This window comes from Flavobacterium sp. GNP002 (genome assembly GCF_054343795.1).
Window position 1 is genome coordinate 15,190 of sequence record NZ_JBTGUW010000001.1, and the last position, 15,593, is coordinate 30,782.

Here is a 15,593-nt window from a genome sequence, read left to right on the forward strand (position 1 = left end):
TTTTTTATTTTGGCTTCCCCATGTTTTCACAAAAAATATCAAACCAAGAAATAGAACGATTAAAAAAACTATCCCAACAAGTGACCATCATCAGAGATAATTGGGGAATTGCACATGTATATGGCAAAACTGATGCTGATGCCGTTTTTGGAATGTTGTACGCGCAATGTGAAGACGATTTCAAACGGGTAGAAATGAATTATATTGAAAAACTGGGACGCCTTTCAGAAATTAAGGGACAATCGGTTTTATACAATGATCTAGAAATTAAACTTTTGATAGATACCGAAGAAGCTAAAGCCGATTATAAAAAAGCGGCGCCATGGTTGAAAAAATTATTAAACAGTTATGCGGACGGAATAAATTTTTACCTATACAATCACCCCGAAGTAAAGCCCGCTTTATTAACACATTTTGAACCTTGGTTTCCGTTACTTTGGACGGATGGAAGTATTGGAGCCATAAGCACCGCTGACCTTTCTACCGGAGAATTGAAAGCATTTTATTCCGGAAACACTAATAAAGTAGCGTATATAGAACGTGAAAAAGACGTGCAAACTGGTTCTAACGGATTTGCAATTGCTCCTTCAAAAACAGCATCAGGAAATTCCATTTTATACATTAATCCCCATACTACTTTTTATTTCAGGCCAGAAATACAAATGAGCAGCGAAGAAGGATTGAACGCTTACGGAGCAGTGACTTGGGGGCAATTTTTTATTTACCAAGGATTTAATGAAAATTGTGGCTGGATGCATACCTCATCAAATGTGGATGTGGCAGATATGTATGCCGAGAAAATCGTGACTAAAAACAACAAACTATTTTACGAATACAACAACAAATTAGTTCCGGTTATCGAGAAAAAAATAACCATAAAGTATCTGGAAAACGGAAAATTGATTCCGAAAACATTCAACACCTATTATACCAATCACGGCCCAATCATGGCCAAAAGAGACGGGAAATGGATTAGTTTAAAATCCAATAATCGTTCGATGAAAAGTCTGGAACAAAGTTGGATGAGAACAAAATCGAAAAGTTTTGAAGAGTATAAAAAGGCCATGGATTTGAAAGCCAATACCTCTAACAATACTGTATATGCCGATAAAGAAGGAAATATTGCCTACTGGCATGGGAATTTTGTTCCTATTCGAGATAAAAAAATGAATTGGTCAAAAGTGATGGATGGCACAACACCGGCAACCCAATGGAAAGGATTACACGAAGTTTCAGAAACGGTACATTCGTATAATCCAATAAACGGTTGGTTACAAAACTGTAATTCTACACCGTATACTGTGGCGGGTGACAATAGTCCGAAAGAAGAAAATTACTTGCCTTATATGGCACCAGATGGAGAAAGTTTTAGAGGATTAAATGCCGTGCGATTATTGAGTAAAGGCAATAAATATACGCTCGACAAAGTAATTGCAGACGGTTACGACACGAAACTAACGGCTTTCGAGTTTTTAATTCCATCTTTAATTAACAGTTTCGAAAAAAACATCAGTGCCAATAATCCGCTTTACACAGAACTTTTAGAACCGATAACCCTATTAAAAAACTGGGATTATTACGCCAAAGAAAATTCTGTTGCTACAACCTTAGCCGTAGAATGGGCTTATAAATTAGATCCTATTATCCAAAAAGTATATACTAATCAAGGAGAATTGGACCAAATAGAAAACACCATTAATTTTGCAAAAAATGCTTTTCCAGACCAATTGCTTCCTCAACTACAAATGGTTATAAACGAATTGAAAATCAAATTTGGAACTTGGCAAATTCCTTGGGGAGAAATCAATCGTTTCCAGAGAACATCCGGCGATATTACTATGACTTACAATGATGCCATGGAAAGTTTGCTCATAGGCTATGGACCGGCACTTTGGGGAAGTTTACCAGCTTTTAAAAGTAATTATCAAAAAGACACTAAAAAACGCTATGGAACTAACGGAAATAGTTTTGTGTGCGCGGTAGAATTTGGAACAAAGGTAAAAGCTAAATCTTTATTGGCAGGAGGAAACAGTGGCGATCCAAAATCAAAACATTTTTACGACCAAGCTGAAATGTACCGAAAAGGAGAATTTAAAGACGTCTTGTTTTATAAAGATGATGTTCAAAAAAATGCACAAAAAACGTATCACCCCGGCGAATAATAACTCCTTGGTTCACCATAAGAATTAAAGATACAGTTATAAATTAAAAAAATCATAGTCCTAATTTTATGACTAATTAATCGAGACATTTGTAAAAATAAAAACACCAAATATGAAAAATATTTTCTTTGCCTTTTTAGGATTTGTATTGTTTTCCAACGGTGCATTAGCACAATTAAAAGCAGTAAAATACACGGATGGAAATCAAAAATTAAATGGATTGTCAATTGCTCCTAAGAAAGGAAGCAAAACTAAACCTGGAATCTTAATCCTTCCCGCTTGGAAAGGAATCGACACACATTCAAAACAATCCGCAGAAAAACTATCAGCCATGGGCTATTATGCATTTGTAGCTGATATTTATGGCGAAGGAAACTACCCAACAAACACCCAAGAAGCTGGAAAACAAGCTGGTTTTTACAAAAATAATGTAACTGATTATCAACGACGCATTCAACTTGCTTTAGATCAATTAGTAACAGCAGGCGCAAATCCAGATAATATTGTTGTGATAGGCTACTGTTTTGGCGGAACTGGCGTACTTGAAGCAGCAAGAGCAGGAATGAAAATTCAAGGAGCAGTTTCTTTTCACGGAGGTTTAGGACGTGATGCTGCAAGAGTAAATAATCCAATTGCTGCAAAAATTTTGGTGCTACATGGAGCTGATGACCCTTATGTTCCAGTTGCAGAAGCAGCCGCTTTTCAACAAGAAATGAGAGATACAAAAGCAGATTGGGAAATGATTTATTACGCTGATGCAGTACATGCATTTACAGAACCTGAAGCTGGAAACGATAATTCTAAAGGAGCCGCCTACAACGAAAAAGCAGCAAAACGTTCTTGGGAACGAATGAATTCTTTCTTGAAAGAAGTTTTGAAATAATTTTTTAAATATATTTTTTAAAAACAGTATAAGTTCGGTTTTTTTGTTAGTTTTATAGATTAAAATTCAACAAAAAGTCTAGAATTTATACTGTTTTTTTTATGTCAAAAAGTAAAATCCGAAACGACAAAACCTGCCTTAATTGCAGATACGTGGTCGAAAATAGATTCTGTCCTAATTGTGGACAAGAAAATACTGATACCCGAAAAACGTTTCACCACCTTTTTATCCATTTTTTTGAGGATTTAACACATTATGAAAACGCTTTTTGGCGCACCATAAAAAATCTTTTATTCAAACCTGCTGCGCTAACTAAAGAATACCTTTCAGGAAAAAGATTGTCTTATTTGGCTCCGGTTCGACTTTATATTTTTATTAGTTTTATCACTTTTCTATTGATTGCCATTTTCCCTGCTGAAATCAATTCTTCTGAAAAAACTATCGAAAAGAAATCCACCATTACCACCAAAAACAAATCGTTTCAGAATACCATAACCAAAAATGATTCGGTTAAAAAGAACCTAACTGATTCAAAAGAAGAAAAAGATTCCATTAAAAACAATGTTGCGGTTGTTGACGAGGAATATTTTAGCTATAAATCAGTTCGGGAATTAGATTCGATACAAAAACACGCACCTGAGTCGGAAAAATTATCCGATTTTAGTTATTGGGCCAACAGGAAAGTCCAAATTGTATTAGACAACAACCCAAAAGGAGACCTATTTAAAAAATTCACAGAATCATTCATCCATAATTTTTCAAAAGTCCTTTTTGTATTCATGCCTATTTTTGCTTTTTCCCTCTGGCTATTCCACAATAAGAAACGCTGGTATTACTTTGATCATGGTATTTTCACCTTACATTACTTTTCCTTTTTGTTATTACTCTTTTTGTTGCTGTTCATGATTAACAAAGGATTGACACCATTTTCAGAATCGAGTCTCGTTTCTTTCATACAGATACTAATTAATTTTATTGGTATTGGATGGATGTTTTATTATTTCTATCCAGCGCATCGTCGTTTTTATGGAGAAACTCGCTTTATCTCCTTTATAAAATGCAGCCTGCTATTTTTTATCAATTTTATACTAGTCTCTATTATATTATCCCTTTTTGCTCTTTATACATTTATCAATTTACATTAAAAACATGAAAAAAATCCCTTTATTAGGTTTACTGGTAGTTTTAAACATAAGCTGTACTACTCAAAAAGTTAGTATCGCTAACACCGACCCTACAAAATACATGAATACGATTACCGCAGACGAACTAAAAACACACCTTTATATTGTTGCTTCAGACGAAATGGAAGGCCGTGAAACTGGCTCTGCAGGTCAGAAAAAAGCAGGTGTTTACCTCATCGATCAATACAAGAAAAATGCTATTCCTTTTCCTACTGTCGCTTCTGACTATTACCAAAAAATTCCGGCAGCTTTCCTAAATGCAAAACGCAACGAAAACTTACCGGATTCCGAAAACATTTGGGCCTACATTGAAGGTTCTGAAAAACCAAATGAAATTCTTGTAATTTCTGCCCATTACGATCACGTAGGAGCAAAAAACGGAGAGATTTATAACGGTGCCGATGATGATGGTTCCGGCACAGTTGCTTTACTTGAAATTGCACAAGCATTCCAAATCGCTAAAAAAGAAGGACACGGCCCAAAACGCTCTATTCTTTTTCTTCATGTAACTGGCGAGGAACATGGCTTACACGGTTCAAGATATTATTCAGAAAATCCTTTGTACCCGCTAGCAAATACCATTACTGATATCAATATTGACATGATAGGCCGTCGTGATGAAGCTCATGCTGGCAGCAATAATTACGTGTACGTTATTGGTGCTAACCGCTTATCGACTGATTTAGATAACATTTGTACCCTTGCAAACGCTAAATACACAAATTTGGAATTAGATTATAAATACAACGATCCTAAAGATCCAAACCATTTCTATGAGCGTTCTGACCATTATAATTTTGCTAAAAAAGGCGTTCCTTCTGTATTCCTTTTCAATGGAGTGCATGCTGATTATCACAAACCAACGGACAGTCCAGACAAAATTGAATACGATGCGTTAACAAAAAGAACCCAATTTGCATTTGTAACTGCTTGGGAACTGGCTAACCGCACCGAAAGACCTGTTGTAGATAAAAAATAGATTGAAAATTTGGGCACATTCTCGCTTACACTAGCGTTACAGCGTGGTCGGGCTATACGTTACAATCTTTTCTATCCTGTCAGGGTTAAACCCTGACAGAATAGAAAAGGATTTCCACTGCTATCCCTTGTGCAAACCCCATAAAAAAAGAGCTTTGAATCACTTCAAAGCTCTTTTTTTTATCAATTATTTCTTAAACTCTTTCGTCAAATTCTATTTTATCTGCGCAATCAATTTTATTTAAAGGTTCCTCAAGAGGTAACGTAAAATAAAAAGAAGAGCCTATTCCTTCAATACTTTCAACCCATATTTCACCACCGTTTTTTTCTAAAAATCCTTTCACTAATAATAATCCAATCCCGGCACCTTTGTTCTCTATCCTCGCTTTTGAAAGTATATTCACTTGTGGTGTAAACAGTTTATCTTGGATTTCCTTAGACATACCTACACCGGAATCTTTTATTTGAACTATTATTTTATCATCTTTAATTTTTGCAGAAACGGTAACTTCTCCTCCTGGTAGTGAATGCTTAATAGCATTAGAAACTATATTTTGGATAACAGAGAGTAACATTTTTCCATCTGCAAAAACGCTGGTGTTCTCTTTAATATCATGATGCAGATTTATTGTATTTAAAGAAGCAGTATCATTTAGAGTAACAAAAACTTTTTGTACATACTCAACTAGCTCAATTTTCCTTGGAGAAAACACTTCTGCCGCGTATTTTATCCTCGCCCACTCGACTAAGTAGTCTAACATATTTAACTCATCTATTGATGCTTTATAAAGAAGCTCGAGCATTTCTTTAACTGTATCCGGCTTCATCCTTTCGAAATTTGATTTCAAATATCCAGTAGTAGCAATAATACTAGATAATGGACTTCTCAAATCATGCGAAAGTATGGCAAGAACACTTTCTTTATGTGTATTTAGATCTTCAAGATCTTTTACATATTTTTTTATGGCATCTTCAGATTTCTTTCTTTCGGTTAAGTCGCGAAGGATTTTAACATATCCTAATAACTCTCCGTCTATTCCAGTAAGTGGAAAAACCAAACCATAAGCATAAAACTCACTCTTGTCTTTACAAATGTGCCATCTGTTATCTGTTGCTCTTCCTTCTTTTAATGCCGTTTCAATTTCATTTTTTGGAATACCATTTTGTATATCTTCTTCAGTAAAAATCAAATCAAAATGCTCTCCTATAATTTCGTCTGGCTCATATCCAAAGATTTTTGATGCTCCGGAACTCCAGCTATTAATTACAAAGTCATTATCAAGAGTAAAAATCGAATAATCTTGTAAGCTATCAATTATTTGGCTATAAAACTCAGCTGTTGGAATGTAATTATTTTTAAGAATTTTAGAATTAATTTTCTCGTTTTCCATTAAATGATGTAAATAATATTTAAAATTTTGAAAGCTTATTTCGGGTTGATTTAACTACACAATGCATTCAAAGATACACAAAAGAAAATACGATTTCTGTAAAACACCGAATATAACCTTTAACGTGAAAATGTATGGCCTAAAAGCTATTATCTTACTTTATTTGATAATGAAATCCTACATGACTTCTATGAATGCACTGCGATACTATTTCCTTTTACAATATTCAAGCCAATAAAATATCACCTACAATCTCACGAAACTTTATTCCACAAAAAAAGCCTCGAATTTCTTCGAAGCTTTTGCTTTCTGGGTGGGAGACGGGGCTCGAACCCGCGACCCTCGGTACCACAAACCGATGCTCTAACCAACTGAGCTACAACCACCATTTGCTTAGCGGTGGCAAATATACAACATAAGTTTACTTCTGCAAATATTTTTTTTAAAAATTTACATGAAATTTATATCAAATCTGCTAAGCTATTGACTGCCAAATATCTTTCTACAGTAAAACCTTCCGCATGATCCACTCCAGTAAGCCTTCCTAAATCTCTGGAACGATAATTTAGGCTTTCCAAGAAATTTTTACTGGTTATTGGCGATTCAGGTTCGTTTGAATTGGCATCATAAAACTGAGAACCGTAAGCTAAAATAGATTCCATTTTTTTATCGGTGAAACCTGTAATATCTACCACAAAATCTGGTTCTATATTTTTCCACTGTATGTAATGGTAGACTAATTTTGGTCGCCAAGCAGTTTGTTTCTCTCCTTCTAGGAAAGTTTCAATCTTCATCAACCCAGACAAAAAACAAGCATCTGAAACTAATTTGCTTCCCTTTGCATGATCAATATGTCGGTCATCAATCGCATTACACAAAACAATCTCTGGTTGGTACTTGCGAATCATTTTAATGATCTCTAATTGGTGTTTTTCGTCATTGACAAAAAAACCATCTCGCATTTCTAAATTCTCACGTGCTGAAACACCTAGAATCTTTGCAGCAGCATTCGCTTCCTGATCTCTGATTTCCGCTGAACCACGAGTCCCTAATTCACCACGGGTCAAATCAATAATCCCCACAGTTTTCCCTAAAGAGATTTCTTTTAAAATGGTTCCTGCACAACCCAATTCCACATCATCAGGATGGGCACCAAAAGCAAGTATATCTAATTTCATCTAAAATTCGTTTAATGTTTTTTTGTTTAATGTTTAAGTTTCAAATACTACTACAAATTCAATATTTTCTTCATTGTCACAGATTTATTGACACTTTCATTCCACTCTTTTTCGGGAATACTATCCTTTGTAATGCCACAACCCACATATAAATGTGCTTGATTGTCTTTAATTTGCATGCATCGCAAATTAACATACAAATCGGATTTTATTTCTCCTTTATTAAATCCTTCCTTATTTAATTCGCCTAAAAAACCAGTATAATATTCTCTTTCATAACCTTCATTTTGAACAATAAAATCTTTAGCTGTTTCTTTTGGCAATCCACATACTGCGGGTGTTGGATGTAAAACAGAAACAACTTCTTTCAAACTTGAACTCTCATTTATAACCCCTTCAATATCTGTTTTAATGTGCGCTAAAGTCCCTGCTTGTATCGTATAAGGACTGGAAACTGACACTTCCGAGGCCAAGTCCTTCAGATTATTCAAAATAAAATCGGTAACAAACTGTTGCTCTTCGATTTCCTTTTTCTCCCAGACTATTTCTTTTGTACCTTGAAGCTTTTGCGTTCCAGCTAATGACATTGTATAAAAAGTATTCGTAGTAGCTTTCAGTAATCGTTCCGGTGTAGCCCCCATCCATAAGCCTATCTTTGGATGAAACCAGCAATAGCAAAAGGCAGTAGGATAATTTTGAATTAATTTTTCGAAAATTGAAACTAAATCAAAATTTGATAAATCAACTATTTCTTTCCGGGACAAAACCACTTTTTTTAAAGTCCCCATTGCAATAGCATCAATTCCTTTTTGAACAAGTATTTCAAAATGTTCTTTAGCTTGCCTGTCTTCTGAATATATAAAATCTGAAACATCCATTTCGTTAGAAGAAGTAATCAGAGCTTCCCATTTTACAGACTGATTTTTAGGAATAAGTATCATTTGACTCCCTTCAAAAGGAGCAAAAACAAAACCTGTTTCTTCAAAATTTTCAGCAAAATATAAATGGTCATTATTCTGAAAAAAACCCACTAATTTGATATCATTTGGTTTTCTGAACAATACAAACGGCAAATTTTGAGCTTTTTGTTGTTTTACTTTTATAAAAAAATCAATCATATTTAATGTATTAAAATATAAATTCCATTAACACTCCAAGAATTATTATTTGCTTGATTTTATCAAAACTATTTTGTCAATTTCCCTTTAAAACTGTTATGGCTTTAGCTACAATTGCTTCAATTATTAATCTCCGCTTTTTCTTTTTGGCAAAACCATATTTGTCAGCTTGCAAAGTGAAATTAAATTATTGTTTTCATCTGTAATTCGTATTTCCCAGAGATGAATGCTTCGTCCTTTGTGCAAAATCTTGGCAGTTGCCGTTACAATTCCGTCCCGTTTTGCTTTCAAATGATTGGCTGAGATTTCAATTCCGCGCACTTCGCTTAGTTCAGAATTTATGTAAATCATAGAGGCAGCGCTACCCACACTTTCTGCTAAAGCAACTGAAGCACCGCCATGCAACAATCCCATAGGTTGGTGTACGGAGGGATTCACAGGCATAGTAGCAACAAGAAAATCTTCTCCTGCGTCAGTATATTTAATATTCAACGTTTGCATTAAAGTATTTTTAGAAACGTGATTGCAATAATGAAGTATTTTTTCTTTGTCAAATGTCATGTTATTGTCTTTAAAAATGTAAAAATAATTAAAAGATAACTCACATAACAGCAAATACAATTGTTATTCTAATTTCGAAAATAGATTTTTCCTATTTTTACAAAAAAAATATCCAGATGCGTCCCAAAATAGTATTGTTTTTTATTGGAATTATAATCACTATCTGTTCCTGCCGTTCTGATTTTGAGACTGTAGCCAGCACAGGAGATTTAGAATTTTCCAAGGATACAATTTACCTAGACACCGTTTTCTCTAACGTAGGTTCTAGCACGTACCGACTCAAAGTGTACAATAAAAGTAAAAAAGACATTACGATTCCAAGTATTAAATTAGCAAAAGGACTGAACTCAAAATACCGAATGACCGTTGATGGAATGCAGGGTACAGGCGGGAAAGTTTTTAATAATGTAGATCTTTTAGCCAAAGACAGTTTGTATATTTTCATAGAAACCACCGCCAATATTGCTGATGCCAACCCAACCGATTTTTTATACACCGATCAAATTCAGTTTGACAGTGGCGAAAACCTACAAAATGTAGAACTGGTAACACTAATTCAAGACGCTGTTTTTCTTTATCCAAAACGGTTTGCTGACGGAACCACTGAAACACTTCCTATTGGAAACGAAAAAATTAATGGATTTTATCTGGATGAAAATGACTCTGTAAATGGAAATGAATTACAGTTTACCAATGACAAACCGTATGTAATTTATGGCTATGCAGCTGTCCCTTCGAATAAAACGGCCACTTTTGAAGCAGGAACCCGAGTTCATTTTCATGCTAATTCCGGGCTTATAGTAGCTAATAATGCCTCCATCAATATTAATGGAACACGATCAACAACAGATAAACTAGAAAATGAAGTTATTTTTGAAGGGGATCGTTTAGAACCTGATTTTTCTGATGTGCCGGGACAATGGGGAACGATTTGGCTTACTGATGGCAGTACAAATAACACCTTGAATCACCTCACAATTAAAAATGCTACTATAGGTTTGTTGATTCAAAACAATGATGGCACGACCGTTTCTGTCAAAAATACCCAAATTTACAACAGCAGTAACTACGGAATTTTGGCGCAGACCGCAAAAATAAGCGGAGAAAATGTAGTCATCAACAATGCCGGACAAGCGAGTTTAGCCTGTACCTATGGTGGAAATTATAAGTTCACTCATTGTACTTTTAATAATAACTGGAACAGCTCACAACAAGTGGCGGTTTTAGTGAGTAATTATATTTTGGGTGCAATTCCGGAAGCGAAGGATTTAACCGCAGCCACTTTTAACAATTGCATCATTTATGGTTCCTATTCAAACGAAATGAGTTTAAGCAAGAAAACAGGAGCCACTTTTGAATACCAATTCAACAATTGCCTGATTAAATTTGATAACGTATCCAATCAATTTTCAACAAATCCTGATTATCAATTCAATACTGATACTGCACATTACAACGCTATACTTTTGAACAAGGACCCAAAATTCTTCAACACCTCACAGAACAAATTCAATATTGACGAAACTTCTGCTGCTTTCGCAAAAGGGAATTCGGCCTATATGATTCCGCTTGATATCATAGGAAATACAAGAACTTTACCTCCCGATTTGGGTGCCTATCAAAACAAAGTTTTTCCAAAATAAACTGCTCTGAATTACGCCATATCACATCCTTAAACAGTTAATGCCAACAATAAAATTGGTTAACGACATACTGGCGACTGAAATGGCTTTTAATGATAATGATGCTGTAGGTTTATTCAAAAATGGCGTTTTAATTGACATCATTGAAACTTTTAACGGTATAACGGCAAACTTTGCAGCTGATAAAACAATCCGAAGAAAAGCTACTGTTACTTCTCCAACGACAACTTTTAATAAAACAACCCAATGGGATTCTTACACTTCAGATACGTGTAACAATTTAGGAAGTCGTATGATTGAAAAAACACCTAAAACAATTGTTGCTCTTGATATAAATGATATTGCTATTTATCCAAATCCATCTAATGGAACTTTTTCTGTCAATAATTCGAATAAAATGTATTCTATCGAAATTTACTCTATCATTGGTCAGAAAATTTACAGCGAAGAAAATAGCACCAAATCAGAAATTACGCTGTAAATAGTGTAAAAGGAACGTTTTTAATTCGAGTGACTACCGACTCAAATTCGGTCATCAAGAAATTAATAATCAACTAATTAAAAAAGCGGCAAATTGCCGCTTTTTTTTTACCCAAAATTTAATCTTAATTGACTAAATTTGCACCGCAATACAACAAACTAAAAAACAATGATCCATTTCTTTGAAAACCAAAGCAAAACTGTTTTTGCCGTACACACGCAAAACGAAATTTCGGCTCAAGACATTTCAAAACTTAACTGGCTTTTTGCCGATTCAAATAAAATAGAAAAATCCGTACTGACGGATTTTTTTGTTGGTCCTCGTGCCACAATGATAACGCCTTGGAGCACTAATGCAGTGGAAATCACCCAAAACATGGGAATATTCGGCATCATTAGAATCGAAGAATTTCACAAAGCAACAGCTGATTTTTCTGATTTTGACCCGATGCTTTCGCAAAAATACGCCGAGTTAAATCAAGATATTTTTACTATCAATGTACTACCAGAAGCAATTTTGGACATCGATGATATTGCTGCTTACAACAAACAAGAAGGATTGTCTTTGAGTCCCGAAGAAGTAAACTATTTAGACAATTTAGCGATTAAATTAGGACGAAAACTAACAGATTCTGAGATTTTTGGTTTCTCACAAGCCAATTCAGAACACTGTCGTCACAAGATTTTCAACGGAAAATTTATCATTGACGGAGAAGAAAAAGAGTCTTCTTTATTCAAATTAATCAAGAAAACGTCACAAGAAAACCCTAACGATATTGTTTCGGCTTATAAAGATAACGTTGCTTTTGTAAAAGGGCCACGTGTACAACAATTTGCTCCTAAAAGTGCTGACAAACCTGATTTTTATGAAGTAAAAGAATTTGATTCGGTTATCTCCTTAAAAGCAGAAACACATAATTTCCCAACAACAGTAGAGCCTTTCAACGGAGCTGCAACTGGTTCTGGTGGAGAAATCCGTGACCGTTTAGCAGGTGGACAAGGTTCTTTGCCAATGGCAGGAACGGCAGTTTACATGACTTCATACTCTCGTTTAGCTGAAAACAGACCATGGGAAAACGGTATGACCGAAAGAAAATGGTTGTATCAAACGCCAATGGATATTTTGATTAAAGCATCAAACGGAGCTTCTGATTTTGGAAATAAATTTGGACAACCGTTAATTACAGGTTCTATCCTGACTTTCGAACACGAAGAAGACGCTCGCAAACTAGGTTTCGACAAAGTGATTATGCAAGCGGGTGGAATTGGATACGGAAAATTAGATCAAGCTATTAAGAAAAAACCTCAAACAGGTGATAAAATTGTTATCCTTGGTGGTGAAAATTATAGAATTGGAATGGGTGGAGCTGCAGTTTCTTCAGCAGATACCGGAGCTTTTAGTTCAGGAATTGAATTGAATGCAATCCAACGTTCTAACCCAGAAATGCAAAAACGTGCTGCCAATGCCATTCGTGGTTTGGTAGAAAGTGATATCAATCCAATTGTTTCTATTCACGATCACGGAGCTGGTGGACATTTAAACTGTCTTTCAGAATTAGTGGAAGATACCGGTGGATTAATTGATTTAGACAAATTGCCCGTGGGAGATCCTACCCTTTCGGCAAAAGAAATAATTGGTAACGAATCTCAAGAAAGAATGGGATTGGTTATCGCCAAAGAAAACATAGATTTATTGCAGAAAATTGCCGACCGTGAGCGTTCTCCAATGTACCAAGTGGGTGACGTAACCGGAGATCACCGTTTTACTTTCGAATCAAAATCAACTGGTGCTAAACCAATGGATTTTGCTTTGGAAGACTTTTTTGGAAGTTCTCCAAAAGTGGTCATGACAGATAAAACAATCCAAAGAAACTATACTGATTTAGTATACGACAAGAAAAACATTTCAACCTACTTAGAGCAAGTACTTCAACTGGAAGCGGTTGCTTGTAAAGACTGGTTGACTAATAAAGTAGACCGTTGTGTGGGTGGTAAAGTTGCCAAACAACAATGTGCCGGTCCGTTGCAATTGCCATTAAATAATTGTGGTGTAATGGCCTTGGATTATCAAGGAATAGAAGGAATTGCCACTTCGATTGGTCACTCTCCTGTTGCAGCATTAATTGATCCTGTTGCGGGAAGCAGAACGGCAATTGCTGAGGCATTGTCTAACATTGTTTGGGCTCCAATAAAAGATGGTTTAGATGGACTTTCATTGTCTGCTAACTGGATGTGGGCTTGTAAAAACGAAGGAGAAGACGCTCGTTTGTACGCAGCTGTACAAGGCTGTTCTGATTTTGCAATCGAATTGGGAATCAATATTCCAACCGGAAAAGACTCCCTTTCCATGAAACAAAAATATCCAAATGAAGAAGTAATCGCACCGGGAACGGTAATTATTTCAGCTGGTGGAAATTGTACCGATATTAGAAAAGTAGTGGAACCCGTTTTACAAAGAGACGGCGGTTCTATTTATTACATCAATCTATCACAAGACGACTTTAAATTAGGTGGTTCTTCGTTTGCACAAACGTTGAATACTATTGGAAAAGAAGTGCCAACGATTAAAGATGCTGCTTTTTTCAAAAGAGCTTTCAATACAATCCAGGAATTGATTTTAGAAAACAATATCCTTGCAGGACACGATATAGGAAGTGGTGGTTTGATCACGACTTTATTAGAAATGTGTTTTGCAGATGTGAATTTAGGAGCTAAAATAGATTTCTCGGTTTTCGAAGAAAAAGACATCATCAAATATCTTTTTGCTGAAAATATCGGAATTGTTTTCCAAGCAAAATCGGATGCTGAAGTGGAATCTAAATTAAACGCCAATAACGTTTCTTTCTATAAATTAGGAACTGCTACAAATGAAGCGACTTTAGACTTTGGTCCTTGTACATTAGACATTGCTAAATATAGAGATGTTTGGTTCAAAACTTCTTTCTTATTAGACCAAAAACAATCTAAGAACGGAACAGCTCAAGCGCGTTTCGATAATTATAAAAACCAAGCATTACAGTATACTTTCCCAACTCATTTTACAGGAAAAAAACCAGTTATCGACGCTTCTCAAGGAAGACCTAAAGCTGCGATTATCCGTGAAAAAGGAAGTAACTCGGAGCGTGAAATGGCAAATGCGATGTACTTAGCCGGTTTTGATGTAAAAGATGTTCACATGACCGATTTGATTTCAGGTCGTGAAACTTTGGAAGACATTCAGTTCATTGGAGCTGTTGGTGGGTTCTCTAATTCAGATGTATTGGGTTCTGCCAAAGGTTGGGCTGGAGCATTTTTATACAATGAAAAAGCAAAAACAGCTTTAGACAATTTCTTCAAAAGAGAAGATACGTTATCTGTTGGAATTTGTAACGGTTGCCAATTGTTTATGGAATTGGAAGTAATTAATCCAGAGCATGAAGTACACGGAAAAATGCTGCACAACGAAAGTCATAAACACGAAAGTATTTTTACATCAGTAACGGTACAGGAAAACAATTCAGTGATGCTTTCTTCGTTAGCAGGAAGTACACTTGGAGTTTGGGTTTCACACGGAGAAGGAAAATTTAACTTACCAATGGGTGAAGAAAATTACAATATAGTTTCTAAATATGCCTATGAAGGCTATCCTGCCAATCCAAATGGCTCTGATTATAACACAGCCATGCTTTGCGACAAAACAGGGCGTCACTTGGTAATGATGCCACACATTGAGCGTTCTACGTTCCAATGGAACTGGGCACATTATCCAAAAGATAGAGACGATGAAGTTTCGCCATGGCATGAAGCTTTTGTCAATGCCAGAAAATGGATGGATAAAAAATAATTTTTTGATTTACAATATTGAAAGCGTTCTTGAAAAAGAGCGCTTTTTTTTATGGAGTTAATTTAAAAGTTATTTTGATGATTTGTAAGATAATATTTAAATTGTATCTTTGAAAGTAATACGCTACGCTGTAGCGCCTATCCACCAAAAATGTGATGTATATGTGCTATTTTGTAGCGCATATATATAAGT

At 35.3% G+C, this 15,593-nt stretch carries 11 protein-coding genes and 1 tRNA gene; 7 read left to right on the plus strand and 5 right to left on the minus strand.

Features of this window, described 5'->3' with window-relative positions; all coding sequences use genetic code 11:
• The first annotated feature begins 20 nt into the window (after positions 1-20).
• The 4 genes from ACXX80_RS00095 (at position 21) to ACXX80_RS00110 (ending at position 5,208) form a co-directional block, all read left to right on the plus strand.
• Positions 21-2,162 carry a penicillin acylase family protein gene (locus ACXX80_RS00095; protein WP_458551453.1) on the plus strand — a complete coding sequence of 714 codons (2,142 nt, stop codon included), beginning with the start codon at positions 21-23 and terminating at the stop codon, positions 2,160-2,162.
• Positions 2,163-2,274: 112 nt separating this feature from the next.
• Positions 2,275-3,045 carry a dienelactone hydrolase family protein gene (locus ACXX80_RS00100; protein WP_458551454.1) on the plus strand — a complete coding sequence of 257 codons (771 nt, stop codon included), beginning with the start codon at positions 2,275-2,277 and terminating at the stop codon, positions 3,043-3,045.
• Between the two features lie 101 nt (positions 3,046-3,146).
• Complete coding sequence (locus tag ACXX80_RS00105) at positions 3,147-4,190, plus strand: DUF3667 domain-containing protein (RefSeq protein ID WP_458551456.1); 1,044 nt, start codon at positions 3,147-3,149, stop codon at positions 4,188-4,190.
• 4 nt (positions 4,191-4,194) lie between these two features.
• Positions 4,195-5,208: a M28 family metallopeptidase gene (locus ACXX80_RS00110; RefSeq protein ID WP_458551457.1), complete on the plus strand. Its 1,014-nt coding sequence runs from the start codon at positions 4,195-4,197 to the stop codon at positions 5,206-5,208.
• A gap of 193 nt (positions 5,209-5,401) precedes the next feature.
• Here the strand turns inward: ACXX80_RS00110 and ACXX80_RS00115 are convergent, their stop codons facing one another.
• From ACXX80_RS00115 to ACXX80_RS00135, 5 genes are all read right to left on the minus strand, one after another.
• Positions 5,402-6,598: a PAS domain-containing sensor histidine kinase gene (locus tag ACXX80_RS00115; RefSeq protein ID WP_458551458.1), complete on the minus strand. Its 1,197-nt coding sequence runs from the start codon at positions 6,596-6,598 to the stop codon at positions 5,402-5,404.
• A 311-nt stretch (positions 6,599-6,909) separates the two neighbouring features.
• Positions 6,910-6,985 (minus strand) — tRNA-His (locus ACXX80_RS00120).
• A 74-nt stretch (positions 6,986-7,059) separates the two neighbouring features.
• Positions 7,060-7,776 (minus strand): bacillithiol biosynthesis deacetylase BshB1, encoded by a 717-nt coding sequence (gene bshB1, locus ACXX80_RS00125; protein WP_458551459.1) that lies wholly within the window; start codon positions 7,774-7,776, stop codon positions 7,060-7,062.
• Positions 7,777-7,826: 50 nt separating this feature from the next.
• Positions 7,827-8,894, minus strand: coding sequence for an isochorismate synthase (locus ACXX80_RS00130; RefSeq protein ID WP_458551461.1), 1,068 nt, complete (start codon positions 8,892-8,894; stop codon positions 7,827-7,829).
• Between the two features lie 126 nt (positions 8,895-9,020).
• Positions 9,021-9,455 (minus strand): PaaI family thioesterase, encoded by a 435-nt coding sequence (locus ACXX80_RS00135; protein WP_315208063.1) that lies wholly within the window; start codon positions 9,453-9,455, stop codon positions 9,021-9,023.
• A 116-nt stretch (positions 9,456-9,571) separates the two neighbouring features.
• Between ACXX80_RS00135 and ACXX80_RS00140 the strand changes: the two genes are divergently transcribed.
• The 3 genes from ACXX80_RS00140 (at position 9,572) to purL (ending at position 15,401) form a co-directional block, all read left to right on the plus strand.
• Complete coding sequence (locus ACXX80_RS00140; RefSeq protein WP_458551462.1) at positions 9,572-11,098, plus strand: hypothetical protein; 1,527 nt, start codon at positions 9,572-9,574, stop codon at positions 11,096-11,098.
• A 40-nt stretch (positions 11,099-11,138) separates the two neighbouring features.
• On the plus strand, positions 11,139-11,579 hold the full coding sequence (locus tag ACXX80_RS00145; protein WP_458551463.1) for a T9SS type A sorting domain-containing protein: 441 nt from the start codon (positions 11,139-11,141) through the stop codon (positions 11,577-11,579).
• Positions 11,580-11,747: 168 nt separating this feature from the next.
• Positions 11,748-15,401, plus strand: a complete 3,654-nt coding sequence (purL, locus tag ACXX80_RS00150) for a phosphoribosylformylglycinamidine synthase (RefSeq protein WP_458551464.1) — start codon at positions 11,748-11,750, stop codon at positions 15,399-15,401.
• The last annotated feature ends 192 nt before the right edge of the window (positions 15,402-15,593 follow it).

Coding starts and splice junctions, on each gene's coding strand:
- ACXX80_RS00095 (WP_458551453.1), top strand. CDS start 21: ATGTTTTCACAAAAAATATCAAACCAAGAAATAGAACGATTAAAAAAA.
- ACXX80_RS00100 (WP_458551454.1), top strand. CDS start 2,275: ATGAAAAATATTTTCTTTGCCTTTTTAGGATTTGTATTGTTTTCCAAC.
- ACXX80_RS00105 (WP_458551456.1), top strand. CDS start 3,147: ATGTCAAAAAGTAAAATCCGAAACGACAAAACCTGCCTTAATTGCAGA.
- ACXX80_RS00110 (WP_458551457.1), top strand. CDS start 4,195: ATGAAAAAAATCCCTTTATTAGGTTTACTGGTAGTTTTAAACATAAGC.
- ACXX80_RS00115 (WP_458551458.1), bottom strand. CDS start 6,598: ATGGAAAACGAGAAAATTAATTCTAAAATTCTTAAAAATAATTACATT.
- bshB1 (WP_458551459.1), bottom strand. CDS start 7,776: ATGAAATTAGATATACTTGCTTTTGGTGCCCATCCTGATGATGTGGAA.
- ACXX80_RS00130 (WP_458551461.1), bottom strand. CDS start 8,894: ATGATTGATTTTTTTATAAAAGTAAAACAACAAAAAGCTCAAAATTTG.
- ACXX80_RS00135 (WP_315208063.1), bottom strand. CDS start 9,455: ATGACATTTGACAAAGAAAAAATACTTCATTATTGCAATCACGTTTCT.
- ACXX80_RS00140 (WP_458551462.1), top strand. CDS start 9,572: ATGCGTCCCAAAATAGTATTGTTTTTTATTGGAATTATAATCACTATC.
- ACXX80_RS00145 (WP_458551463.1), top strand. CDS start 11,139: ATGCCAACAATAAAATTGGTTAACGACATACTGGCGACTGAAATGGCT.
- purL (WP_458551464.1), top strand. CDS start 11,748: ATGATCCATTTCTTTGAAAACCAAAGCAAAACTGTTTTTGCCGTACAC.